Annotated in this window: 34 protein-coding genes and 1 tRNA gene; 19 read left to right on the top strand and 16 right to left on the bottom strand. The window is 60.8% G+C overall.

Features of this window, described 5'->3' with window-relative positions; translation table 11 throughout:
- Positions 1-27 precede the first annotated feature (27 nt).
- From NY023_RS06420 to NY023_RS06365, 12 genes are all read right to left on the bottom strand, one after another.
- The gene (locus tag NY023_RS06420; RefSeq protein ID WP_013971303.1) at positions 28-348 is read right to left on the bottom strand and encodes an HNH endonuclease; all 321 of its coding nucleotides are present in this window, start codon (positions 346-348) and stop codon (positions 28-30) included.
- A 3-nt stretch (positions 349-351) separates the two neighbouring features.
- Positions 352-675 carry a phage holin, lambda family gene (locus NY023_RS06415; RefSeq protein ID WP_013971302.1) on the bottom strand — a complete coding sequence of 108 codons (324 nt, stop codon included), beginning with the start codon at positions 673-675 and terminating at the stop codon, positions 352-354.
- A 121-nt stretch (positions 676-796) separates the two neighbouring features.
- Positions 797-893, bottom strand: a tRNA-OTHER gene (locus NY023_RS06410).
- 95 nt (positions 894-988) lie between these two features.
- A complete protein-coding gene (locus tag NY023_RS06405) occupies positions 989-1,660 on the bottom strand; it encodes a hypothetical protein (protein ID WP_038408988.1) in 672 nt (223 codons plus the stop codon).
- Positions 1,661-1,672: 12 nt separating this feature from the next.
- Positions 1,673-1,990: a hypothetical protein gene (locus NY023_RS06400; protein WP_038410364.1), complete on the bottom strand. Its 318-nt coding sequence runs from the start codon at positions 1,988-1,990 to the stop codon at positions 1,673-1,675.
- Entirely contained in the window at positions 1,987-2,271 is a 285-nt protein-coding gene (locus NY023_RS06395; protein ID WP_144241750.1) for a hypothetical protein, read from the bottom strand. The genes NY023_RS06400 and NY023_RS06395 overlap by 4 nt, the downstream gene beginning before the upstream one ends.
- Complete coding sequence (locus NY023_RS06390; RefSeq protein WP_038408986.1) at positions 2,268-3,566, bottom strand: tyrosine-type recombinase/integrase; 1,299 nt, start codon at positions 3,564-3,566, stop codon at positions 2,268-2,270. The genes NY023_RS06395 and NY023_RS06390 overlap by 4 nt, the downstream gene beginning before the upstream one ends.
- A complete protein-coding gene (locus NY023_RS06385) occupies positions 3,563-3,991 on the bottom strand; it encodes a VRR-NUC domain-containing protein (RefSeq protein ID WP_013971298.1) in 429 nt (142 codons plus the stop codon). The genes NY023_RS06390 and NY023_RS06385 overlap by 4 nt, the downstream gene beginning before the upstream one ends.
- Positions 3,988-4,284 (bottom strand): DUF1364 domain-containing protein, encoded by a 297-nt coding sequence (locus NY023_RS06380; RefSeq protein ID WP_013971297.1) that lies wholly within the window; start codon positions 4,282-4,284, stop codon positions 3,988-3,990. Before NY023_RS06380 ends, NY023_RS06385 begins: the two co-directional genes overlap by 4 nt.
- Positions 4,285-4,286: 2 nt before the next feature.
- Entirely contained in the window at positions 4,287-5,099 is an 813-nt protein-coding gene (locus tag NY023_RS06375; protein WP_038408984.1) for an ATP-binding protein, read from the bottom strand.
- Positions 5,089-5,901, bottom strand: coding sequence for a replication protein (locus NY023_RS06370; protein ID WP_013971295.1), 813 nt, complete (start codon positions 5,899-5,901; stop codon positions 5,089-5,091). The genes NY023_RS06375 and NY023_RS06370 overlap by 11 nt, the downstream gene beginning before the upstream one ends.
- A 181-nt stretch (positions 5,902-6,082) precedes the next feature.
- Complete coding sequence (locus NY023_RS06365; RefSeq protein ID WP_080563748.1) at positions 6,083-6,313, bottom strand: transcriptional regulator; 231 nt, start codon at positions 6,311-6,313, stop codon at positions 6,083-6,085.
- A gap of 30 nt (positions 6,314-6,343) precedes the next feature.
- On the opposite strand from NY023_RS06365, the gene NY023_RS06360 reads away from it, so the two are divergent.
- The 6 genes from NY023_RS06360 (at position 6,344) to NY023_RS06335 (ending at position 9,770) form a co-directional block, all read left to right on the top strand.
- Complete coding sequence (locus tag NY023_RS06360) at positions 6,344-7,075, top strand: LexA family protein (protein ID WP_080563747.1); 732 nt, start codon at positions 6,344-6,346, stop codon at positions 7,073-7,075.
- Positions 7,076-7,190: 115 nt separating this feature from the next.
- The gene (locus NY023_RS06355) at positions 7,191-7,469 is read left to right on the top strand and encodes a DUF1654 domain-containing protein (RefSeq protein WP_049798432.1); all 279 of its coding nucleotides are present in this window, start codon (positions 7,191-7,193) and stop codon (positions 7,467-7,469) included.
- A 342-nt stretch (positions 7,470-7,811) separates the two neighbouring features.
- Entirely contained in the window at positions 7,812-8,252 is a 441-nt protein-coding gene (locus tag NY023_RS06350) for a tellurite resistance TerB family protein (protein ID WP_013971293.1), read from the top strand.
- 391 nt (positions 8,253-8,643) lie between these two features.
- On the top strand, positions 8,644-9,027 hold the full coding sequence (locus tag NY023_RS06345) for a response regulator transcription factor (protein WP_013971292.1): 384 nt from the start codon (positions 8,644-8,646) through the stop codon (positions 9,025-9,027).
- 18 nt (positions 9,028-9,045) lie between these two features.
- Entirely contained in the window at positions 9,046-9,315 is a 270-nt protein-coding gene (locus NY023_RS06340) for a hypothetical protein (protein WP_038408982.1), read from the top strand.
- Positions 9,312-9,770 (top strand): hypothetical protein, encoded by a 459-nt coding sequence (locus NY023_RS06335; RefSeq protein WP_013971290.1) that lies wholly within the window; start codon positions 9,312-9,314, stop codon positions 9,768-9,770. The genes NY023_RS06340 and NY023_RS06335 overlap by 4 nt, the downstream gene beginning before the upstream one ends.
- A 70-nt stretch (positions 9,771-9,840) precedes the next feature.
- Here the strand turns inward: NY023_RS06335 and NY023_RS06330 are convergent, their stop codons facing one another.
- Positions 9,841-10,221, bottom strand: a complete 381-nt coding sequence (locus NY023_RS06330; protein WP_013971289.1) for a hypothetical protein — start codon at positions 10,219-10,221, stop codon at positions 9,841-9,843.
- Between the two features lie 112 nt (positions 10,222-10,333).
- Between NY023_RS06330 and NY023_RS06325 the strand changes: the two genes are divergently transcribed.
- Positions 10,334-11,095 (top strand): hypothetical protein, encoded by a 762-nt coding sequence (locus NY023_RS06325; protein ID WP_013971288.1) that lies wholly within the window; start codon positions 10,334-10,336, stop codon positions 11,093-11,095.
- Between the two features lie 83 nt (positions 11,096-11,178).
- Here NY023_RS06325 and NY023_RS06320 read toward each other — a convergent pair whose 3' ends face one another.
- On the bottom strand, positions 11,179-11,568 hold the full coding sequence (locus tag NY023_RS06320) for a hypothetical protein (protein WP_038408980.1): 390 nt from the start codon (positions 11,566-11,568) through the stop codon (positions 11,179-11,181).
- A gap of 139 nt (positions 11,569-11,707) precedes the next feature.
- On the opposite strand from NY023_RS06320, the gene NY023_RS06315 reads away from it, so the two are divergent.
- On the top strand, positions 11,708-12,577 hold the full coding sequence (locus NY023_RS06315; RefSeq protein ID WP_013971287.1) for a hypothetical protein: 870 nt from the start codon (positions 11,708-11,710) through the stop codon (positions 12,575-12,577).
- A 21-nt stretch (positions 12,578-12,598) separates the two neighbouring features.
- On the opposite strand, the gene NY023_RS06310 is transcribed toward NY023_RS06315, so the two are convergent.
- Positions 12,599-13,261: a hypothetical protein gene (locus NY023_RS06310; protein WP_038408976.1), complete on the bottom strand. Its 663-nt coding sequence runs from the start codon at positions 13,259-13,261 to the stop codon at positions 12,599-12,601.
- Positions 13,262-13,323: 62 nt separating this feature from the next.
- Here NY023_RS06310 and NY023_RS06305 point away from each other — a divergent pair, with 62 nt between their 5' ends.
- The gene (locus NY023_RS06305) at positions 13,324-13,986 is read left to right on the top strand and encodes a hypothetical protein (RefSeq protein WP_013971286.1); all 663 of its coding nucleotides are present in this window, start codon (positions 13,324-13,326) and stop codon (positions 13,984-13,986) included.
- Positions 13,983-14,207, top strand: a complete 225-nt coding sequence (locus NY023_RS06300) for a hypothetical protein (RefSeq protein WP_038408974.1) — start codon at positions 13,983-13,985, stop codon at positions 14,205-14,207. The genes NY023_RS06305 and NY023_RS06300 overlap by 4 nt, the downstream gene beginning before the upstream one ends.
- Before the next feature lie 48 nt (positions 14,208-14,255).
- On the opposite strand, the gene NY023_RS06295 is transcribed toward NY023_RS06300, so the two are convergent.
- A complete protein-coding gene (locus tag NY023_RS06295; protein ID WP_038408972.1) occupies positions 14,256-14,555 on the bottom strand; it encodes a hypothetical protein in 300 nt (99 codons plus the stop codon).
- A 182-nt stretch (positions 14,556-14,737) separates the two neighbouring features.
- Between NY023_RS06295 and NY023_RS06290 the strand changes: the two genes are divergently transcribed.
- From NY023_RS06290 to mutS, 9 genes are all read left to right on the top strand, one after another.
- Positions 14,738-15,067, top strand: coding sequence for a hypothetical protein (locus tag NY023_RS06290; protein ID WP_013971285.1), 330 nt, complete (start codon positions 14,738-14,740; stop codon positions 15,065-15,067).
- The gene (locus tag NY023_RS06285; protein WP_038408969.1) at positions 15,064-15,417 is read left to right on the top strand and encodes a DUF4884 domain-containing protein; all 354 of its coding nucleotides are present in this window, start codon (positions 15,064-15,066) and stop codon (positions 15,415-15,417) included. Before NY023_RS06290 ends, NY023_RS06285 begins: the two co-directional genes overlap by 4 nt.
- A complete protein-coding gene (locus tag NY023_RS06280) occupies positions 15,414-15,926 on the top strand; it encodes a hypothetical protein (protein ID WP_013971283.1) in 513 nt (170 codons plus the stop codon). The genes NY023_RS06285 and NY023_RS06280 overlap by 4 nt, the downstream gene beginning before the upstream one ends.
- The gene (locus tag NY023_RS06275) at positions 15,923-16,318 is read left to right on the top strand and encodes a phage protein NinX family protein (RefSeq protein WP_038408967.1); all 396 of its coding nucleotides are present in this window, start codon (positions 15,923-15,925) and stop codon (positions 16,316-16,318) included. The genes NY023_RS06280 and NY023_RS06275 overlap by 4 nt, the downstream gene beginning before the upstream one ends.
- Positions 16,315-16,503: a hypothetical protein gene (locus NY023_RS06270; RefSeq protein WP_038408963.1), complete on the top strand. Its 189-nt coding sequence runs from the start codon at positions 16,315-16,317 to the stop codon at positions 16,501-16,503. The genes NY023_RS06275 and NY023_RS06270 overlap by 4 nt, the downstream gene beginning before the upstream one ends.
- A 176-nt stretch (positions 16,504-16,679) precedes the next feature.
- A complete protein-coding gene (locus NY023_RS06265) occupies positions 16,680-17,039 on the top strand; it encodes a hypothetical protein (RefSeq protein ID WP_013971281.1) in 360 nt (119 codons plus the stop codon).
- Between the two features lie 38 nt (positions 17,040-17,077).
- The gene (locus NY023_RS06260; protein ID WP_013971280.1) at positions 17,078-17,272 is read left to right on the top strand and encodes a DUF4224 domain-containing protein; all 195 of its coding nucleotides are present in this window, start codon (positions 17,078-17,080) and stop codon (positions 17,270-17,272) included.
- A 12-nt stretch (positions 17,273-17,284) separates the two neighbouring features.
- Positions 17,285-18,262, top strand: a complete 978-nt coding sequence (locus NY023_RS06255) for a tyrosine-type recombinase/integrase (protein WP_038408956.1) — start codon at positions 17,285-17,287, stop codon at positions 18,260-18,262.
- Positions 18,263-18,312: 50 nt separating this feature from the next.
- Positions 18,313-20,886 carry a DNA mismatch repair protein MutS gene (gene mutS / locus NY023_RS06250; RefSeq protein WP_038408954.1) on the top strand — a complete coding sequence of 858 codons (2,574 nt, stop codon included), beginning with the start codon at positions 18,313-18,315 and terminating at the stop codon, positions 20,884-20,886.
- The last annotated feature ends 8 nt before the right edge of the window (positions 20,887-20,894 follow it).

Raw genomic sequence — 20,894 nt, 5'->3', positions numbered from 1 at the left:
ATGGGGCCCCGGCGCGCCCTGAGGCTTTCAGGAGGGCCGATTCCAGTGGTGCCTGGGATCAAGCGGCCTCCCGCTGACGTCGCAGCCAGCCTCGCGCCCTGACTTCTCCAGGCGCTGCTTGTAGGAGCTATGGCAGTTGGTGCACAGCGACTGCCAGTTGTCCCTATCCCAAAACAGGGTCATGTCGCCGCGGTGAGGGCGGATGTGGTCTACGACCGTAGCGGGCTTCTTGAGGCCAGCACTTTCGCACCGAATGCAAAGTGGGTTCTTGCGCAGCCAGCCTTCACGGGCCTGCTGCCAGCGGTAACCGTAGGGGCTGGGTTTCTTGGCGGTCTCGGGCAGGGGCATGGATCACCCCTGCGCCTTGCGAGAAAGGAAAAGGTCGGAGTAGCCGCGAAGCTTCTCAACGCCCATGAAGCCGACCATGCCGCCAGCGAAGGTGGCCATGCCCTGTGGCAGGCCCATCCATTCGAGCAGCGGCACCAGGGCCAGGGTGATGAGGCCGCACAAGGCGCCCTCCAAGAACATCTGCCGGCGGGTCCCGCCGCCATACACCACCCGGAGGACGGCGATCGCAACTGACAAGCCAGCGGCATACAGCTGAGGCTGATGAGCTAGCCCCCAGGTGAGCACAGCGGCCCACAGGCCAGGATCCTTCTCGGGCATGTTCGGCATCTCGATTCCTCCCGTTTCGGGGAGCAGATTAGGTTCGGCCCCAACAGCACTCCCAGCTTGGAGCGATGGGCGTGGTGGAGCCGAGAACGAAAAAGCCCCGCACGATGGCGGGGCTTGAATGTGGCGTCTGGCTCGGGAGTTGAACCCGCGACCTCTCAGCACGTACACCATCGTAAATACGACAGGCCGAGCGCTCTAACCAACTGAGCTATCCAGACGAAAAAACCCGGCTTTTTGGCCGGGCTTTTGAATGTTTTCGCCAAAGGCGAAATTATCACGATGGCGAAATAGTGCCAAAACACTCGCCAAACAGTCAAGCGGCTTTTTCGCGCTCCCTCATACGGTCTACAACCTGGGCAACAGGTCTGAGCGCCTGCCGGTCCAGTTTGTCGATATGGGCGCCTAACTTCTCCCAAATTTCGGCCCAGTCACGGGCCCAATGGCTAGGATCCATCTTAATACCGGTGCGCTCCTCGACGAAGATGCATACCGCACCTGGACCCCACCCTTCACGGTCATGGACTATCTGCTTGTGCGATTGCAAAGCTGCCATGGCCATCCAGTAAGCGCGCTCCTTCTTGCGGCCTGAAAGGTCATCAAGGCCGCTGCCCAGCCACGCCAAGCCGTGAGCGATGCTCAGGTCATTGGCGTTGGTGATCGGCGAGTACAAGAAGTTACCGAAGGTGCGCAGAGACTTTGGCAGCGTGTCGATCGCAACCATGACTAGCCCAGCGGCAAGCATGTGCGCACAGCGAGCATCAGTAAGGCGGCGACCTGAGCGGGTTTCGTGCACAGCCTCTGTGCGGATCTCGTAGATCTTGGCCACCTCTTTACCGTCATGGTTTTCCAGCATCACCATCACTTTCTTCTCGCCTGGGCCGCCCTTCTTACCGAGAGCCGCCGCCTCTGCCGCGACCGCCAAGGCCGATGGGCGATCTTCATGCATTGCATCGTGCCATGCTTGGCGAGCACTAATAATTTTCATCGTCCTTCCCCCTCAATCCCCGGTGTAGTTGGTGCCACCGGCGCCGCGCCGGTTGCTTCCCTGATATGTAGCCTCAGGCCCGGATGCCTGAGGGTTCTTCAACTGCTCGATCTGCCGTGTCGCAGCCTGTAGCTTGAGGCTGAGCTGGGTCACCAGTTCATCCAAGGCCAGGGCCTCGCCTGTTGCTGCCTCTACCCAGCCGGAGCCGTTGCAGTGACCGCAGGGCATCTCGTAGAAGATGCTCTTTGTGACCGCTCTCCCACGGCACAAAGGGCACTTGCCCAGCTCGATCACGGCCTTCTTGAAGGCTGGGCCGTGCTTCTTCATCAGCCGACCACCTTCAGTCCTTGGGCCCGCAGCGATTTCTCGGCCGCCTCTCGCGCCCAATCCCCGTCCGGATCACCCATCTGGACGGGGAACGGGTTGGTGACGCGAAGGCTTTCACGGGAGGCCTGCCAGGCCCACCAAGCGACTGCCGTTTCGCGATGGACAAATCCGACTTCACACCATTCGAATCGACATTCTTGGATGTTCATTCCTTCGGCTAGCAGCAGGCTGCGGTATGCCTTGATGAACTGATCCCGTAGAGCCTGGGGCTCGGAAATACTCATTTCGAATCCTCGCTAATTACAAATTCGGCAAGGTCGCTGGACGCCTTGTGTTCCGCTGGCTGGGCCGAATTCTGTGAAATTCCGGATAAGGCCTTGGTAAGGCCGTGAATGGCACCGAATCCGATGCCGTCTAACCAGGCGTGCCACTTCTCCAGGGCGGCCCGGCGCTGCTGCATGGCCTGGGTGTGGATGTAGGTGCTGGCGATCTTCCCCAGCGTGTGGTTCAGCAACATCTCGCCGATGTGGCCGTCGATGCCGAGGTCGGTCCAGGTGGTGCGGGACACCTTGCGCAGGTCGTGGCTGGTCCACTCGCCCTGCCCCAGCCGGGTGAACACCATGCTGGCCTGGGTCTCGCTCAGCGACAGCCCGCGGCGGTTCGGGAACAGGTACACGCCCTTATAGCCCCGGGCCTGCTGGATCGTCCGGTACCGGGTCAGCAGCGCCGCCACCTGGGCAGTCAGCGGCAGCCGGTGCTCGGTGCGGGTCTTCGTGTTGCCAGCTGGGATGAACCATTCGGCAGCGGCCAGGGAGATCTCGCTCCAGCGTGCCATGCGGGTCTCGCCGATGCGGGTGCCGTGGGCGAGCATCATCAGGGCCAGCATGGCATCGCCCGGCTCCTGCCCGAAGGCCAAGGTCAGCTGCTGCATCAGCTCGGGCAGCTGCACGCCCCGCAACCGGGCTGCCTTTGGCAGGATCCGGGCCTTGGTGAAATCGTTGAAGCGCATCCCGGCCATCGGGTTGCGGTCGATCAGCCCCAGCTGCAGGGCCTGGCGGAAGGCGGTCAGCAGCAGCGCGAACATCTGCCGCAGATACGACAGCGACACTTCGGCCTGGCACGGCCACATCAGGAGCTTGTCGAGCGTATCGGCGTTCACATCGACGATGGCCAGGTCCTCCAGGCGCGGCTTCAGGTGCTGGGCAATGGCAGACCGAGCGCCGGCCTTGCGCTTTGCCGACAGCGAGCGGTCGCGGGCCATGCGGTCGCCGTACCAGTCCAGCAGTTGGCCCACGGTGACCATGCCCGACACCACGGACGCAGTGGCCGGATCACGCAGCAGGCGCTGACGCAGCGCGGGCAGTTCGGCAATCACCGCTGCCACGGTCAGGTCAGGCCAGCGGGCGACCGGTACCCACTTCTTGCCACGCACCAGGTGCCAGGTACCGCGCTCGCGATTGCTCCAGAAGCGCAGGTACAGGCCGGGGTGTCGTGGGTCGCGCAGGTCGCGCACCGACTTGTCGGCAGCCTGCCGGCGCACCTCTGCTTCGCTCAGCTTCACTTCCCGGGTCGCGCTCATGCGGCCACCGTCGCAGGCTGCAGCAGGTAAGCACGGATAGCCTCGGCCGCGTCGATATTGCCCCGGCACACAATGGCCAGGTAACCCTGGGCAGCCAGTGCCTGCAGGTAGGCGTACTGGCTGGGCGATACCGGCGCGTCGAACGGCGGCATGGCCTTGAACTCGATGTACAGGCCGAAGTAGCCGCCCCGCGCCATGGGCAGCACCAGGTCGGGAATGCCGGCCTTCACCCCCTGCCCCTTCAGCTTGGCGGCCACGGCCTTGACCCGATACCCGCCGTTGGGCGCGTGGTAGATCAGCTTGTAGGCCTGCGGGTAGCGCAGCTGCAGCTCCTGCATCAGCGCGGCCTGCTCCTGCCCTTCCCGGTCGACGGGCTTGGCGCGGGCCGGCTTGGCCTTGAACGGGCGAAGGGCAGGAGCATTCATGCGATCAGCACCCCCTCGTTCAGCAGCAGCGCCTGGGTGCGCATGACGCCCTCGGCGTGGTACTGGCGGGCGGTATCGCGGTCCACGGCCCGGCTGCGCCCGTCGCAAGCGTCATGGCAGGCGCTGCAGCACCAGGCGCCCTGCAGGTCGTGCGGCTTCTTGCCGACGCCGCAGGTGCCGGCCAGCCGGTAGTGCGCGAGTACGGTGGTCTCGGGGTTGCCATTGCACACGCCCGGGATGCGCACCTGGCACTCCCTGCCGCGCGCGGCCTTGGTCAGCTTGGTTTGCCGCATGGTCAGAACTCCTCCTTGCCACGGTGCGATTCCCACTCGAAGGGCACAATCACCCCTCCTCCCTCGCGCAGGCGGTCGTAGCAGCGCTCGCCCATGGCGTGGCGCAGCTGGGCAGGCTCCAGGTTGGAAATCACCACCGTGGGGCGCATCTGCTCGTAGCGCCCGTTGATGATCGAAAACAGGGCGGTCAGCTCGAACTCGCTCGGCTGCTCCTTGCTCACCCCGACCTCGTCCAGCACCAGCAGCGACGGTTCGATCAGGCTGGACAGGATGTCGGCTTCGGTCTGTTCGCTGTGACGGTCGTACGTGGCGCGGATGGATTGCAGGATGGCGCCCACCGTCCGGTACACGGCTGTTGCCGAGGTGTTGCGCATCAGCTCGTTGGCCATGCCCGCGCCCAGGTGCGTCTTGCCTGTACCGACCTTGCCCAGCAGCATCAGGCAGCGCCCAGTGCGCTCAATTTCCGAGAAAGCCGCCACGTAGCGAGTGCAGTAGGCCAGGGCCTTGCGCTGCCCTTCATGCTCGACGCGGTAATTGGCCAGGGTGCGGTCGGCGAAGCGCTTGGGGATCAGCGCCGAACCCAGCTTGCGGGTCATAGCCTCACGCTTCAGGCGGGTGTCCTCCGCCAGCTGCTTGGCTTCGCGCTCGGCAACGGCCGCTTTCTCGCACACAGGGCAGCGCCCGACGATTTCACGACCCATCAGCATGGTTACACGCTGCTCGAAGTCGCCGTGATGCTCGCAGTGCGCGGGCTGGACGCGGAAACCCGCGGCGTTTCGCACCTCGGACATGGTGATCACCGATTCAGATCGCATAGGTGCCGTCCTCTCGCGCGGCCAGGCCGGCGGTGTAGTCGCGGTCGTCGAAGCCGTGGTGACGGCTGTGCGGTTTGGCCTGGGCAGGCAACTGCGCACTGATGCGCTTGGTAACCCACTCCACCTCGAAGCCGCGCCAGCCGTTCTCGACGGCGACTTCCAGGGCTTGGGCGGGCTGGATGCCGAACGCCTTGCACTGCTCCAGCTTGAGGTTGAGGCCTGCCCAAATGCGGGCCGTCACTGGGGCCTTGGCGGCCTTGCGAACAGTCAGGTAGTCAGCGATCAGCGACTCATCCAGGCCGTGCGGGTTGTTGGCCAACATAGCGGCCTTCCCGAATGGCACCTTGCGGTCAGCCTTGGCCGGAGCCGGCTCTTCGTCGCTGGGGGAGAATGTATTCTCTTCCGAAGGAAGAGATACATAGGGGGTTAGATTCTTAGAATAAAGAAGGCACTCGGCGGTTTTGGTCTGTTTCGACTCTTCGCCGATTCGGACCACTTCAGCCGAGTCGGCTGTTTTGGTCTGTTTCGGCTCAATGACGTAGACCCAGTCTTTCGGGTCATTCACGCCGATGTCACCCCGTGCACCGCCCTCGCGGAACAGAACCCGACGACGCAGCAGGCTCGAAACCGCCTTGGATACGGTGTCAGGGTGGGCATGGATGGCTTTCGCGATGTCGGTCGCCGGGATGCGCTGAGCTCCCGCGCCGTAGTTGATAGTGGCCTTGGCCACATACAGCACAATCTTCATCTCCCGGGCCGGGAGATCGATAGCCAGCAGGCCATCCATGAGCTGGTTGTCCATCCGGGTAAACCCCCTGGACTTGTCAAGTGGGACGATGTTTGTCATGCTTAAACCCGTAGAAATGCTGTAGAGAAAGCCGCCCTGCCAGGCGGTTTTTTTTCGCCTGCGATTCCTCTACTGGATGAATTCGCAGGTGTTTCGGTCATCTACTGGCGAAAAGCCTTCAGATGCACAATGCTCATCACGAAGCTGCCTTATCTTCTGCCGGATAGAGATCCGGCCTCAGCTGATGGCGGGTAACCTGACCACCAACCGCCTTCTCAAACGGAATCACTAGATCTGCCGGCACCTTCTGGTTCCGGTGTACGCACTGCCAAATACGTGGCTGGCTGGTGTTGCATCTTCGGGCGAGCTCTGCTTGGCCTCCGGCCAACCGCACGACCTCGTCAATTGGTCTTTCTGTGTTCGGCATGTCTGCGTGCCTCAATGGATCGTGCACTCGATGATAACTCAAGTTATAGATAAGGCAAACACATGTTATTTGAAGGGTAATAACGTGTGTTTTACCCTTGGAGGCATGAACAAACCTTCCGAAATGCTCAAAGACCGAATCCTTGAACGTCGCACGGCGCTTGGCCTAAGTCAGGCCCAGTTGGCCGAGAAAGCCGGGGTAAGCCAGGTCACGATCCAGCACCTCGAAAGTGGTCGGAACTCGACTTCCAAAAAGCTGCTTGAAATAGCGAGGGCTCTTGGAGTGACTGCCGAATGGCTGGCGTCCGGACAAGGGTCGCAGCGAGAGCCGAGCAATGTCAGGGCGCTGAAAGAGCAGCCCGAATCCTTCAGGTACCCGGTAATTAGCTGGGTCGCTGCGGGAGCTTGGGCGGAAGCGGTCGAACCATTTCCACCTGGGTTTTCTGACCGCTACGAAATGTCTGATTACGACTCCAAAGGGGCAGCGTTTTGGCTGGAGGTCAAAGGAGACTCGATGACTTCACCAGTCGGTACAAGCATCCCTGAGGGGATGCTCATCCTGGTGGACACCGAAGCTGAGGCCACCCCTGGAAAGCTTGTCGTTGCCAAGCTAGCCGACAGCAATGAAGCGACCTTCAAAAAACTGGTGGAAGACGGCGGGCGGAGGTTCTTGAAGCCGCTCAATCCGGCCTACCCTATGGAGATGTGCATGGAGGGCTGCAGAATCGTGGGTGTCGTGGTACGCGCTACCATCAAGCTCTGAAGATACTTGGCCCAAATAGCCCGGCGAAATGCTGGGCTTTTTTTTGCCCGAAGAATGCAAGCTAAAAAAAATTAGCTCGAGGCTATTGAAAATTCCTACAGCAGAGGATAACTGTATGCACATACAGTACAAGGAGTTTCATGCCGTGCCCCACCCTGCCTTTTCGCATTCCCCATCGTTGTCCTACGAACGGCTCGGATACCGTATCCAGCAAGCAATCTCATCACCCCACGTACAGAAAAGGCAGTTTGTTGAGGTCAAGCCGAGCGCGGATGAATCCCCTGCCGACTGGCAGCGATTGCTCGCCGACCTGGAAGAGACTTCAGGTATCACAATCGACACCTTGGATTCAGGCCTCATCAGGATTGGATGGCGAGGATTTACTGAAGCATGAACAAGCGCCCGCATAACGCGGGCTTTTTTTGGCCGGATTTATAACTTGAGTTATTGACACGAAGAAAACCTGAGTTATGATTCAATCCATAACACAGGTTATAGGCAGCTACGGCAGCCACCGCTCTTTACACAACTCGACACCCGTCACCCTCAGCGGCACATGAGGGCAGCAGCTGCCTCATGCAGTGAGCTGGGTTCAGGTAACCAAGTGGCGCGCATGCCAATGCGGGGAAGCGCGTAGCCCAGAGAGCGATGGGCGCCTGGATCACTTCGATTTCACTGGCTGGCCTTGGCGACAGGGCCAGACGGGAAATCAACCGCACCACCAAGAGGATTCACCATGTTTGGACTGAAGAAGCTGTTCGGCAAAGGCCGCGAGGCCCGCGCGGCCATGGCCAAGTTGGAAAACCGCGACCTGCTCCAGGGCATCGTTTATGGCTGTTTCTACGTTGCAGCAGCTGACGGCGAGATCGAGCCGGCCGAACTGGACAAAATCGACCGCCTGTTGCGCAACGAGCCAAAGCTGCAGGGGTTCGGCGCCGAGCTGGGCAACCTGATCGACAAGGCCAAGGCCGACTTCAACGAGGGCGGCCCTCGCATCATCCGCATGAACGCTGAGCGCGAGCTTGGCGACCTGGCACACACGCCTGGCGATGCCGAGGTGGTGATCAACTTCATGCTGACCATCGCTGAAGCCGACGGCGAGATCGAGCCAGCCGAAGTTGCAGTGCTGGAGCGCGCCGCGGCGAAGCTCAATCTGCGCCTCAAGGACTACCTGTGAAGGCCTGGGCACGATGGAATCCGGCAACCTCGGCTCTGCTGATCATGAGCGTCTTCCTCCTCGTCCTACTCATCCTTAGCAGCATCCTCAATCGCGCCTCCTGCGCCTGGTACGGCTACCAGACCGAGCGCGATACCCGGTACGCCGCTTTCGTCGGTTGCATGGTGCAAATGCATGATGCATGGGTACCGCGAAGCGAAATTCGCACCCAGCAGTAACAAACAGAGCCACGTCAGCCTGACGAAAACTGCCCGATCCGCTTGGTTCCCCATCACCAGGCTGCATCGGTGGAGTAACTGGTCGAGGACCACCCCGCCACTCATGCGCATGCCGAAGCGGGTCGCGCTATGAAGCCAGTTGCTCCACCAATGCATCTCACCGAGGACTCTTCATGGAAACGATCACTTGCGGCTCATGGATTGGCCAGCTCGGCAAGGCGCTGGCTCCCCGTGAGCTCGAAGCATTGCTGTGGGTGGCCCAAGGCCTAACCACTAAAGAAATCGCCCGCCAGATGGAGGTCAGCCCGGGCACTGTGGCCAATCGCATCGAGGCCGCGCTGTTCAAGCTGGAAGCCGGGCGCCGCATCGAGGCGGTCACGAAGGCCATGCGGCAGCAGATCATCAGCCCGCTCTGCATCGCCCTCGCCGGCCTCATCGCTGTGCATGCGGTGATTGGCGAGAGCGACCCCATGCGCCGCGACCGCCGCGCACCGGAGCGCCGCACCGCCCAAGTTCGAATCGTTCGCAAGGCCGAAGCCTTCGAGCTCCACGCCTGACCCACCCGAGGATCCCCCATGCAGACAACAATGCACCCGGCCTTCCAAGAGAAGGTGGACACGCTCAAGGCGCTCCTGGCTCGCACTCAGGAAGCCCGTGACGAGGCCTTCGCCAAGATAGGCAAAGGCGCCCCGCGCTATCAGGCCTCTGGCAAGGGCAAGATCTGGGATGTGATCGAAATCGCCACCGGCGCCAAGCAGGGCTTTGCCTACAGCTACCAGACGGCCATGCGGTTTGTGGATGCGATGGAGGCAGGTGCGGCGAGCAAGCAAGGCGGCATGCAATGAGCAAGCGCAAGCCGCACAACATGCGTGCCCGACTAGAGCGCACCTGCAGGGCCCTGGTCTCGGCCAACCACGCCGCCGTGGTGAACATCGACCCCAGCGGCCAGCAGGTGCTGATCAATTGGAAGAACCTCAAGCAGATCTGCGTGCGCCAAGTGGTTGATGCCGTGTGCGATATCCCGCACCGCTGGACGATCTACTTGAGCGTGCTGTGCCGGACGGAGTTCGGCGAGCGATACCACAAGTCGATCGAGGTCGCCCCGCAGGGCAACTATAGGGCCGAGCACCTGACCGACGTTATCGAGGCTACCTACACCGACCTGCGCGCCACGGCCAACCCTAATCACCTGGTGGCGGCCGGCTGGATCGCGATCCCCACCGACACAATGCTTGACGAAGCAAAGGCCGCCGAGATCTTTGCCGCTGTCGGCGCCTGGAATCAGCAGAAAGCAGCATGAAGCGCATCAACGCACGCGTCCGGCACGGCCGGCGCCAGCAGCACATCAATCTGCCGCCCAGCGGATTGAGCTATCCCTGGAACGGCATTCGGGACATGAAGTCCGCACCCTTGGCAGCAAGGGCGAGCAGTCTTTCTAGCATCGAAGCAGCTTTCTCAGCATGCCCAATGTACCCCCAAAGTCGGGAAGACTTGATCACCTGTTCAGCAGAAACGTCGGGGTTGCCCTCCTGTCTGATTAGCTCCAGTAGCAGCTCGCGCACATCCTCGCGAGGCGTATTCGCTGGCAAGCCTACGTACTGATAAAGCGAAACCGGATCACGCTCGTTGAAAACTTTAGTCACATCGCGAAACTCGCCGCCATCAACTTCTAAGTCGACGGTAGAGCCGTGGGATACCTCGAATGCAGTTCCAACATTGATCATCGTCGGATTGGTGAACTTTACCGCCATAGCTTCGCACTCCTATGTGCAGTCTGCCATTCACCCGTAATACCCCATCCCAAACCAAATTGCCACCATGCCGCCCAGGCCACGGAGGGCGGCGCATACCCAGGATAAAGTCATGAACGACGAACAACGCCACCAAGAATGGATCGCCCAGCGCAAAGCCGAAGAGGCCAAGCGCCGCGAGCGTGCCGCTGAATGCTTGAAGGACCACGAATACACCGTGCTGGCTGACACCGATCAGCTGAAGGTATGGCGCTGCAAGGCCCCGCGCACCACCTGCTATGCCTTCGACATCCTAATCACCCGCTTCGGCATCGCCATTGTCGGCGACATCGACGGCCTGACCTTCAACGTCGGCCTCTCCTACGGCATCGAGTTCCTGGCAGGGAGCGACATCGGCTACTACATCCATTCGAAGCTCGAAGAGCATTGCCGCGAACGAGAGTTTGATGAGGATGCCTTCCGCGCCGCGCTCGTAACCGGCGTCTGCAGCCAGATCTGCGAAAACACCCATGACGACGATCAGTACGCTGCACTGCCTGAGTGGATGCGTAATGACGGCGGTGCCGGTGAGGCTGGCCGGTGGGATGAGTTGCGCAACCTGGTCAAGGAACAACTTGCCCCCCTCAAATATGGAGAGGATGGCTACGACTTCTGGAGCTCCCTGAAAGATCGCCTGTACGAAGCCGACGACATCAGCTGCGTCGAGCAAGCCAGCATGTTCATGAGCGAACACCACGAAGTGCTGGGCCTTGGCTGCGACTACTGGGAGATCACCATCGACAAGCCGCGCGAAAGCCTGATCAACCGGCTGTACCTGATCAATCACGCAGCCAAGGCGATCGTCGCCCAGCAATCGGAAACGAAAGCCGCCTGACCCTCCGGCGCTGGCCGCCAGGTCTGGTTTATAGCCGACTATAGAGCCTTTATAGGTAGGCTACGGGGCCGCATTAAGCGCCCTCAGTGGGCGATATCCATAGCCCCTGACTCGGTCCGGCGAACCAAGGCCACATCAACGTGGTACATGGAAAAATCGCTTGCTCGGGCATCGGTTCGCAAAGTTGCGCTCAAGACTACGTCTTGACTCTTCTTTACCGCCCCCAGGGCATTAGTGAACTGGTGCTCATGGACCAACAGCAGCAGAACGCAGTCAGCTCCAGCAGAGAACTGCTGCTTCATCTCTGAGGTGCTGAACGCAAGCCCGCCCCCTCGCTGATAGGACGAAACCAAGTCCCGTGTAGAAGCGATGTCAAGGTTCAGTACACCGTCTGCGCGGCGATTGCTTGCGACACGAGACTGGTTGATCACATGGGCGCAAGCCTGCAAAAACAAAGATTCGTACCACTCCACAACGCTCTCCTCTAAAAAAGCGCGTCATCAATACATCACTTCAACGAATCACGCCACCCCGGCGCTGCCCGCCAGCGCCTTCCCCTATTCAACGATAACGCCCCCCCGGCGAGGGCGGCGCCTGCAATGGAGATTGCCCATGAACCCCTACCAGATCACTGGGCCGGCGCAGATCGGTGTCAGTGGTGGCCGCACCAGCGGGCACATGCTCTGGAAAATCCTTGAGGCCCACGGCGGCAAGCTCCCGGCAGATGTGCACGCCTTCTTCCAGAACACCGGCAAGGAGCGTGAGGAAACCCTGGTGTTCATCGACGCCATGGCCAAGCACTGGGGCGTCAACATCGTCTGGATGGAATGGTGCCGGGTGTACGGCCAGCCGGACGACGCGCCTTGGTACAAGATCGTCGACTTCGAGACGGCCAGCCGCAACGGCGAGCCGTTCACGATGATGCTCGAGTACTACCAGGCATACCGGAAGGCCGAAAAGAACCTGCCGGCCGTGCTGCCGAACTTCAGCAACAACATGTGCACCGCTTACTTGAAGGTCAAGATCGGCGAGAAGCACATGCGCGCCCTGGGCTACGACGAGTGGGATTGTATCGTCGGCATCCGCTATGACGAGCCTCGCCGGTACAGCCGGATGATGACCGCCAACGAGCGCGGCAATGCCCGCTGGGACAGCGTTTGCCCATCCTACGTCGCCGGAATCATCAAAGAGGACGTGGCGGCTTTCTGGGCCGACCAGCCTTTCGACCTGGGCATGGATTCGGACTACGGAAATTGCGACCTGTGCTGGAAGAAGAACGAGGCCAAGCTGATCAGGACCATCCAGGAAGACCCGGCCAGGGTGATCTGGTGGTCTGGCACCGAGGAGCGGTTCGGCCAGGTGTTCCGGCAGGACCGGCCCAATTACCGGTCGCTGGCTTGGTCAGCGGATCAGCGAACCAGGCAGACGGATTTTGATTTCGACTACTTGGCCGAAGACGTCGACTGTTTCTGCGGTGACTGAAACCTTACGCCGAGCCTACAGTCAGGTAGGCTGAGCGTATTTCGCGAGCAGGTAATCAGCCGTATCACATAAGTCTGTTCGCGCCTTATCAATTAACTCCAATCGCTTTATCCCTTTATCCAAATATTCGCCATATAGATCAACTGGCTCAGCGATCATTGCCCGGCATCGAGTATTGTAGGCAATTATTTCAGAACTACCAAAGCTCACCTGATTCATGTATTCATGATAAACCTCTGAAAACCGCTCAAGATCGTCGCCTGAAAGGTGATGTTTCAACACGAAAAATGCGGACTCCAGTGATGTTCGACTTTCAACTAAAGCTGTTCTGTATATCTCGAGCTCATTATGTAACCAATCATCGTTCTCTCTGTTTCTCCAGGCTTGACCAATCAAGCCGAAGCCATGGGAAACGTACCAGTAACCGTTCCACGCCCCTTGGCACGCGCCGTGAAAATCACGAATCAACCTATATTTTTCAGTATGTGCAAACTGACCCTTCCATCCATTCAAAGCAGATACCGCAACTGAAGCAGCTATAATCGTAGCAACCACGCCAAGCATTTCGAACAGATCATGAATGTTATCGACTTTCCAAAAGTCACTTGGAAAAATAAGTCTCGACCAAATCACACCTGCCGCAAAAACACCAACGCAAATGAATCCTTCAAACCTGTATTTCATTTAGCTTTTTCCACCCTAGTTCCGCTGATGCTAGCAGGTAGACCACGACTTGAGGTATCCCCATGCCCACAGAAAACCGATCCAGCAACACCGACCCACGCGATGTGTTCATCAGGCTCAACCCGCTCGGTCTGGGCGAGGCGGAGCTGCGCAAGGACAGCACCGGCTTCGAAGACCAGCGCACACACAGCGACTACCTGCTGTTCCTGGCGGGGTACCGCGAAACGCATGCAGAGTCCCTGCAGCACACCGAGCAGCACCAGGGCGGGTCGGAGCCGGTGGCGGTGCTGTATGCCAATGGCATAGTGTTGACCAAGGCAGACTGCGGCGATGTCTTCGACATTTGCTGCAAGGTGGAAACGCCGCTATACACCCACGCCGATCCTGGAGAGGCTGGCAAATGGCGCAATGAGGCGCACCGGTTCAACCTTGATGTTGAGCGGCTGCGCGCCCAGCTTGCCGAGTGCGAGGCCATGGCCGCTATGGTTGCCGAGCGCGAATGGGCAGAGCACGCCGGTACCGGCGATATTTCCAGCAAGGTAGAGGCCGCTTTCACCCAGCTGCACAACGACTTGCATGAGGTCGGCGAGAAGCTTGCCGAGCGGGATGCGCTGCTGCGTGAAGTCGAAAAGCGGCATTGGTCCGGCGTCGATTTCGACCTGCCCCACGACCTTGTTGTCCGCATCAAAGCCCTATCCGCCAGCGCAGAGCCGGAGGCAACGTGAGGACGCACTTCGCACCATTCACCGACCTGGAAGATATCGAACAGGCCCCATGCGGTACCTGGCTGGGCGAATCCCCTGAGTTGTCAGGCGACTGGTCTGAAGTCGATTGCCAGCTCTGCCAGAAACGCAAGGAAAGGATCATCGCAGGCGCAGCAGAAGAAGAGCGCTTCATCGTCGAGCAGATGGGAGACATGGCGGCATTCATGCGTGCGCAAGGCTAGACCGCTACGGAGCACATCTGTACTCCACCCCGTTGTAGCCAATCTGCCCTATCCCGAGCAGGCGACCTGGTCGAATTTCGGCTGGGTATCTGTGGCAATGCGGCGAGCCCGTCCGACGCCCCAGGCTAAAGCCCTGGTCATAGATTCACCGGGACGGGAGTCGAACGCCTCTTCATGAAGGGCCATGCCACTCGCGGCATAGACCCCAATGAACATCTGCGTGTTACCTGCCCGCGACAGGCGCACCTGAACATCAATGTGCGTTCCATCGCTGAGGGTTTCGTCGTGAGCACGGTGGTGAAGCGTTGGATCAGCCCACCCCCAGAAAACTTCACCGCGAATCCTCATGTCGGCCTCCTACGACTTTAGTTGTATGCCACAGGTGAACCCTCACCATAGCCAAAGCGAGGCGAGACGCAATCTCGGTATCGCAGCTTGAGAACTGAATCGGACCACCGGCCGATTTTCTTGTACCGAACCAAACCACTTGTACAACTTACTGCCGCGATATGGCGGCTAAGGACGAAGTCATGCCTGAAGAAAAGCAACTGATCCAGCCGCTGCAGGTTGAGCGCGACGAATACGGCTTCTGGACCCACCCGGCCTGGCCGGACGACGGCGACGAATGCGCGCTTCCGTTCAGCTGGTTCGGCGACCACGGCCTGGAGTACTGCGTGGTCGAGATGGAAAACGACGGCCCGGAAGAACTGAATGCGGAATGGCTCGACGCCGGCGGCGACTATGACTGCACGCCCTGGCAGCCAAGCAAGCCGGTCGGTGATGGCTGGTTCACCTTCTCGATCCACGACACCGAAGACGGCCCTGTTTGCGTGTGGGTCCGCCACAAGGTGGCGGCATGACCCGCCTCGCCCTCTGCCTACTGCTGCTGGCCACCCTGGCCGGCTGCCAAGGGGAAGCTGAATCAACCACGAGCGCCGGCTCGGATTTCAAGGTCGACCGGCTCTTCAAGGTCGATGGCTGCACCGTCTACCGATTCCACGACGGCGGCCGGGCCCGGTACTTCACCAACTGCGCCGGCTCCACCCAGTGGGAAGAGAGCTGCGGGAAGAACTGCTCGCAGCAGAGCGGCGTCACCGGCAGCAACTACCAGGCCAGCAACGAGCGCCAGCTCTCCCCGCACGAAACCCAACCCGAACCTACACCCGCTCTGGCGCCTGGGCGCTGGATTGATGAGAGGTATCAGCTGTGACAGAAGACGACATCATCAAGCTGTCGGCCAAGGCCATGGGCTTCGAGCTGGAGTACCGGCGCGGCAGTGACGCCTTCTACTACGACGACCCCGAGACGGGCCGGGAGGTTTGGCTGCCGATGCAGGATGACCGGCAGACGATGCTCATCATCTCGAAGTTGAAGGTGGACATCTGCTCCCTTCACAGCCGCGCTCGCGCAACTGCCTTCGTGCCGTACACCGGCTACAAGGCGTGCGAGATTCCGCATGCAGATGAGCCAGCGGCTCGCCGCGCAGCTCTGCGCCTGGCTATCGCCACAGTGGCAGCCAAGTACGCGGAAAACATGATCGACGGCGGCCCTGATGAGCGGGTCCTGGTGCACCTGCTTGGCATCGAGGGATCAACGGCCCACGCCATGTGCGGGACCATCCGCGAATCTCGCGAGGAGATCAGCAAGGCATGTCAGCGCCTGAAGCGAAAGGGCCTGGTGACCAACAAGGGGCCGTTCTGGCAGGCGGTGCAGCGATGACCGACCTGATCGAAGTGAGGTTATCCAACCTGGTCGGCGCGGCGCTGGACTGGGCTGTGGCCATGGCCGATGGCTTCGGCACAGACCCCGAGTGCCGGACCACAATCTGGATCACCAGGACTGACCCTACCAGCGTCAGCATCCGAGGCGCGGCCGAGGGCTTCGGCTATCGCCCTTCCAGCAACTGGGATCACGGCGGGCCGCTGATCGACAAATACCAGGGAAGCTTGAGCCATGACCGGTATCTGTCAGGCGGACCATGTGGTTGGAGCGCAGGCCCGCACAACTCGACTTGGCTTTCAGGCCCGACTCCCCTTATCGCCTTCTGCAGAGCCCTGGTCCACGCGAAGTTCGGACAGTCCGTCAAAGTGCCGCAAGAGCTCATGCCATGATTGAGCAATTCACCCTTTACGAATTGGAGGCCGCTCTGAAAGGCCGCGCCATTCCCGGCGACCTGCGATGTGGCGAGTCCATCGCCCAGTATCTGCACCGCGAGATTCAGCGGCTGGCCACCGAACGCGACAACCTTCGGCAAGACCGCGACGGCCTGCTGGAAGGCGGAGCTCACCTTCTATGACCCTACCCCTGAAAGCTCTCGTCCTCGGCTTCGCCGCCGGGCTTGGATTCATGATTGCGCAGGATTTCTGGTGGCTCATCACCGGCTTGCTGAGCATCTGCCGCGGCTGACCTCCCCCTTTCTAAACCTCTACCCGTAAATCCCGCCGACATGCGCGGGAATGGAGAGCTATTGCCATGACGAAGCATAAGTACACGCCGGGCCCATGGTTCGTTGAGTCCAGCGACAAAACCCCGATCTACGTCTCGCCAGTTGATCGCCACGAGCAGATCGCCATCTGCAATGTGATGGTCATCGATGAGGATAGCGAGAGCGACTCGGGCGAATGGTTCAACGGCGAACAGACCAAGGACAACGCCAAGCTTATCGCCGCTGCCCCCCTGCTTCTGGCTGATCTGTCCGAAGCTGCCGCCCAGCTGCGCAAGTACGAAACCCTGCACCGGGCCAAGGGCACTCAGGACAGCCTGGCCAAGGCGGAGGTCAACGCCGAACTTGCCTCGCGCTTCGAGCAGACCATTGCCGCGGCCACGGCCTGACCACCAACCTGCCGCCACCGGCGGCGTGGAGTGAAACCATGTTCATGACCCCGGATGAGGTAGCCGACATGACGGGCTACCTTCGCCCCAAGGACCAGGTTCGCTGGCTGCAGGGTGAAAAATTTGGCTATGTGATGGGTGCCGACGGAAAACCGAAGGTGCTGAGGCAAGTCGTGATCGCCCGCCTGGGCGGTAAGTCTGAGAAGAAAGGGCCGGAACTCCGGCTTGGATAGAAGGGACGACCGATGCGGCCGCGAAAGAAGGATAGGCATCTACCCCCGTGCATGTACATGAAGCACGGGGCGTACTACCTGGTCAGGAAGGGAAAGTGGGAGCGCCTCGACAAGGATTATCAAGGCGCCCTGCTGGAATATGCCAAGATCATGGGTGGCAAAGGCCAAGGCGCAATGCCGAAGCTGATTGATGACGCCCTGGACGCCATGCGCGGGCGCCTGGCAGAGAACACCGTAAAGCAATATGAGGCGGCGGCCGAGCGGCTGAAGAAGTACTTGGCCGAGTTCGAGCCCCGCCAGGTGCTGCCAAGGCATGTGGCAGCCTTAAAGCTGCACATGTCAGACACGCCGAACATGGCGAACCGGGTTATCTCGTTCCTGCGGATGGTGTTCAACTTCGCATTGGAGCAGCAGATAGTCGACTCAAACCCATGCACAGGAATCAAGCGGCACACCGAGAAAAAGCGGGACCGCTATATCACCGACGAGGAATTTTCGGCGATCTGCGATGCATCGTCACCGTACATCCGGGCAATTCTCGAAATGTGCTATCTCACTGGGCAGCGCATTGGCGACGTGCTGGCCATCAAGCTCTCGGACATCAGCGAGAAAGGCATCGCCTTTGACCAGCAAAAGACCGGGGCCAAGCTGATCGTTGGCATGACACCGGATCTGGAGCAACTGATCGCACGGGCGAAGGCCATACCCAGGAAAGTGCGCGGGCTCACGCTGTTCTGTACCAGGGGCGGCGGTAAGCCGGTCTCATACGATACGGTGAAGGATGCCTTCAAGAAGGCTTGCGAGAAGGCAAAGGTCACCGGCGCCACCATACACGACCTCAGGGCGAAATCGCTGACCGACACCGACGACCAAGGCAACGATGCGCAAAAGCTCGGCGGCCACACAAACGCCAAGATGACCGAGCGCTATCTCCGCCTGCGTAAAATTGACATCGCACAGCCTCCAGCAATGCCGAAAAAAAGCCTGTAGTATTAGACACTTTGCGATTGTCTAATAGACGCTTAGCTCCAAGGCCTTGAATGTCCAGTCTTTCCGACCACACCCCGATGATGCAGCAGTACTGGAAGCTGAAGAACCAGCACCCGGACCAGCTGATGTTCTACCGCATGGGCGACTTCTACGAGATCTTCTACGAAGATGCGAAAAAAGCCGCGAAACTGCTGGACATCACCCTGACCGCGCGCGGTCAGTCGGCCGGCCAGTCCATCCCAATGTGCGGGATTCCGTTCCATTCGCTGGAAGGCTACCTGGCCAAGCTGGTCAAGCTCGGCGAATCGGTGGTGATCTGCGAGCAGATTGGCGACCCTGCCACCAGCAAGGGCCCGGTGGAACGTCAGGTTGTGCGCATCATCACCCCGGGTACGGTCAGCGACGAGGCCCTGCTCGACGAGCGTCGCGACAACCTGATTGCCGCGCTGCTCGGGGACGAGCGCCTGTTCGGCCTGGCCGTACTGGACATCACCAGTGGCAACTTCAGCGTGCAGGAGATCAAGGGCTGGGAAAACCTGCTGGCCGAGCTCGAGCGCCTCAACCCGGTCGAGCTGTTGATCCCCGACGACTGGCCGCGCGACCTGCCGGCCGAGAAACGACCGGGCGCCCGTCGCCGTGCGCCATGGGACTTCGACCGCGACTCGGCGCGCAAGGCCCTGTGCCAGCAGTTCGCGACCAAGGACCTCAAGGGCTTTGGCTGCGACAAGCTGACCCTGGCCATCGGTGCCGCCGGTTGCCTGCTGATCTATGCCAAGGAAACCCAGCGCACCGCCCTGCCACACCTGCGCAGCCTGCGCCACGAACGCCTGGACGACACGGTCATTCTCGACGGTGCCAGCCGCCGCAACCTGGAGCTGGACATCAACCTGGCCGGCGGCCGAGACAACACCCTGCAGTCGGTGATCGACCGCTGCCAGACCGCCATGGCCAGCCGTTTGCTGAGCCGCTGGTTGAACCGCCCGTTGCGCGATCTCAAGGTGCTGCAGGCGCGCCAGGACTCGATCCGCTGCCTGCTCGACGGCTACCGCTTCGAGAAGCTGCAGCCGCAGCTCAAGGAAATTGGCGATATCGAGCGGATTCTCGCCCGTATCGGCCTGCGCAATGCCCGCCCACGCGATCTGGCACGCCTGCGCGATGCACTTGGGGCGCTGCCCGAGTTGCAGAATGCCATGGCCGAGCTGGAGGCACCGCACCTGGCGCGTCTGGCCGCCATTACCGGCACCTATCCCGAACTGGCTAGCCTGCTGGAGCGGGCGATCATAGACAACCCGCCGGCGGTGATCCGCGATGGCGGCGTGCTCAAGGCCGGCTATGACAACGAACTGGACGAGTTGCTGGCGATCAGCGAAAACGCCGGCCAATTCCTGATCGATCTGGAAGCGCGGGAAAAGGCCCGTACTGGCCTTGCCAACCTCAAGGTCGGCTACAACCGGGTGCACGGCTACTTCATCGAACTACCGACCAAGCAGGCCGAGCAGGCCCCGGGTGACTACATCCGCCGTCAGACCCTAAAGGGCGCCGAGCGCTTCATCACCCCGGAGCTGAAGGCGTTCGAGGACAAGGCACTGTCGGCCAAGAGCCGCGCCCTGGCACGCGAGAAGATGCTCTACGATGCCCTGCTGGAAACCCTGATCAGCCACCTGGCACCGCTGCAGGACAGCGCCGCCGCCCTGGCCGAACTGGACGTGCTCAGCAACCTGGCCGAACGAGCACTGAACCTCGACCTGAACTGCCCACGCTTCGTAGACGAGCCGTGCCTGCGCATCGAGCAGGGCCGTCACCCAGTGGTGGAACAGGTACTGACCACACCCTTCGTGGCCAACGACCTGGGCTTGGACAACAGCACGCGCATGCTGATCATCACCGGCCCGAACATGGGCGGTAAGTCCACCTACATGCGCCAGACCGCCCTGATCGTGCTGCTGGCGCATATCGGCAGCTTCGTGCCGGCTGCCAGCTGCGAGCTGTCGCTGGTCGACCGCATCTTCACCCGCATCGGCTCCAGCGACGACCTGGCCGGTGGCCGCTCGACCTTCATGGTCGAGATGAGCGAAACCGCCAACATCCTGCACAACGCCACCGACCGCAGCCTGGTGCTGATGGATGAAGTGGGCCGCGGCACCAGTACCTTCGACGGCCTGTCGCTGGCCTGGGCCGCCGCAGAGCGCCTGGCCCAGCTGCGCGCCTACACGCTGTTCGCCACGCACTACTTCGAACTCACCGTGCTGCCGGAAAGCGAGCCACTGGTGGCCAACGTGCACCTGAACGCCACCGAACACAACGAACGCATCGTATTCCTGCACCACGTGCTGCCTGGTCCTGCCAGCCAGAGCTACGGTCTGGCCGTGGCGCAGCTGGCCGGCGTGCCGACGGCCGTCATCCAGCGTGCCCGTGAACACTTGGCGAGGCTGGAAACCACCAGCCTGCCGCATGAACAACCCACGGCCCAAAAGGCCAAGGACGTGCCACAGGTCCCGCACCAGAGCGACCTGTTCGCCAGCCTGCCACACCCGGCCATAGAGAAGCTGGGCAAGCTGCAGCTGGACGAAATGACACCGCGTCAAGCTATCGAAATGCTATATCAACTAAAGAACCTGTTATAACGGCGCCC

Source organism: Pseudomonas sp. NBB, from assembly GCF_032701105.1.
GTDB lineage: Bacteria > Pseudomonadota > Gammaproteobacteria > Pseudomonadales > Pseudomonadaceae > Aquipseudomonas > Aquipseudomonas asiatica.
Note: the sequence above shows the minus strand (reverse complement) of the source record. Positions and strands in the feature narration are given on the sequence as shown.

Coding starts and splice junctions, on each gene's coding strand:
- NY023_RS06420 (WP_013971303.1), bottom strand. CDS start 348: ATGCCCCTGCCCGAGACCGCCAAGAAACCCAGCCCCTACGGTTACCGC.
- NY023_RS06415 (WP_013971302.1), bottom strand. CDS start 675: ATGCCGAACATGCCCGAGAAGGATCCTGGCCTGTGGGCCGCTGTGCTC.
- NY023_RS06405 (WP_038408988.1), bottom strand. CDS start 1,660: ATGAAAATTATTAGTGCTCGCCAAGCATGGCACGATGCAATGCATGAA.
- NY023_RS06395 (WP_144241750.1), bottom strand. CDS start 2,271: ATGAGTATTTCCGAGCCCCAGGCTCTACGGGATCAGTTCATCAAGGCA.
- NY023_RS06390 (WP_038408986.1), bottom strand. CDS start 3,566: ATGAGCGCGACCCGGGAAGTGAAGCTGAGCGAAGCAGAGGTGCGCCGG.
- NY023_RS06385 (WP_013971298.1), bottom strand. CDS start 3,991: ATGAATGCTCCTGCCCTTCGCCCGTTCAAGGCCAAGCCGGCCCGCGCC.
- NY023_RS06380 (WP_013971297.1), bottom strand. CDS start 4,284: ATGCGGCAAACCAAGCTGACCAAGGCCGCGCGCGGCAGGGAGTGCCAG.
- NY023_RS06375 (WP_038408984.1), bottom strand. CDS start 5,099: ATGCGATCTGAATCGGTGATCACCATGTCCGAGGTGCGAAACGCCGCG.
- NY023_RS06370 (WP_013971295.1), bottom strand. CDS start 5,901: ATGGACAACCAGCTCATGGATGGCCTGCTGGCTATCGATCTCCCGGCC.
- NY023_RS06365 (WP_080563748.1), bottom strand. CDS start 6,313: ATGCCGAACACAGAAAGACCAATTGACGAGGTCGTGCGGTTGGCCGGA.
- NY023_RS06360 (WP_080563747.1), top strand. CDS start 6,344: ATGATAACTCAAGTTATAGATAAGGCAAACACATGTTATTTGAAGGGT.
- NY023_RS06355 (WP_049798432.1), top strand. CDS start 7,191: ATGCACATACAGTACAAGGAGTTTCATGCCGTGCCCCACCCTGCCTTT.
- NY023_RS06350 (WP_013971293.1), top strand. CDS start 7,812: ATGTTTGGACTGAAGAAGCTGTTCGGCAAAGGCCGCGAGGCCCGCGCG.
- NY023_RS06345 (WP_013971292.1), top strand. CDS start 8,644: ATGGAAACGATCACTTGCGGCTCATGGATTGGCCAGCTCGGCAAGGCG.
- NY023_RS06340 (WP_038408982.1), top strand. CDS start 9,046: ATGCAGACAACAATGCACCCGGCCTTCCAAGAGAAGGTGGACACGCTC.
- NY023_RS06335 (WP_013971290.1), top strand. CDS start 9,312: ATGAGCAAGCGCAAGCCGCACAACATGCGTGCCCGACTAGAGCGCACC.
- NY023_RS06330 (WP_013971289.1), bottom strand. CDS start 10,221: ATGGCGGTAAAGTTCACCAATCCGACGATGATCAATGTTGGAACTGCA.
- NY023_RS06325 (WP_013971288.1), top strand. CDS start 10,334: ATGAACGACGAACAACGCCACCAAGAATGGATCGCCCAGCGCAAAGCC.
- NY023_RS06315 (WP_013971287.1), top strand. CDS start 11,708: ATGAACCCCTACCAGATCACTGGGCCGGCGCAGATCGGTGTCAGTGGT.
- NY023_RS06310 (WP_038408976.1), bottom strand. CDS start 13,261: ATGAAATACAGGTTTGAAGGATTCATTTGCGTTGGTGTTTTTGCGGCA.
- NY023_RS06305 (WP_013971286.1), top strand. CDS start 13,324: ATGCCCACAGAAAACCGATCCAGCAACACCGACCCACGCGATGTGTTC.
- NY023_RS06295 (WP_038408972.1), bottom strand. CDS start 14,555: ATGAGGATTCGCGGTGAAGTTTTCTGGGGGTGGGCTGATCCAACGCTT.
- NY023_RS06290 (WP_013971285.1), top strand. CDS start 14,738: ATGCCTGAAGAAAAGCAACTGATCCAGCCGCTGCAGGTTGAGCGCGAC.
- NY023_RS06285 (WP_038408969.1), top strand. CDS start 15,064: ATGACCCGCCTCGCCCTCTGCCTACTGCTGCTGGCCACCCTGGCCGGC.
- NY023_RS06275 (WP_038408967.1), top strand. CDS start 15,923: ATGACCGACCTGATCGAAGTGAGGTTATCCAACCTGGTCGGCGCGGCG.
- NY023_RS06270 (WP_038408963.1), top strand. CDS start 16,315: ATGATTGAGCAATTCACCCTTTACGAATTGGAGGCCGCTCTGAAAGGC.
- NY023_RS06265 (WP_013971281.1), top strand. CDS start 16,680: ATGACGAAGCATAAGTACACGCCGGGCCCATGGTTCGTTGAGTCCAGC.
- NY023_RS06260 (WP_013971280.1), top strand. CDS start 17,078: ATGTTCATGACCCCGGATGAGGTAGCCGACATGACGGGCTACCTTCGC.
- NY023_RS06255 (WP_038408956.1), top strand. CDS start 17,285: ATGCGGCCGCGAAAGAAGGATAGGCATCTACCCCCGTGCATGTACATG.
- mutS (WP_038408954.1), top strand. CDS start 18,313: ATGTCCAGTCTTTCCGACCACACCCCGATGATGCAGCAGTACTGGAAG.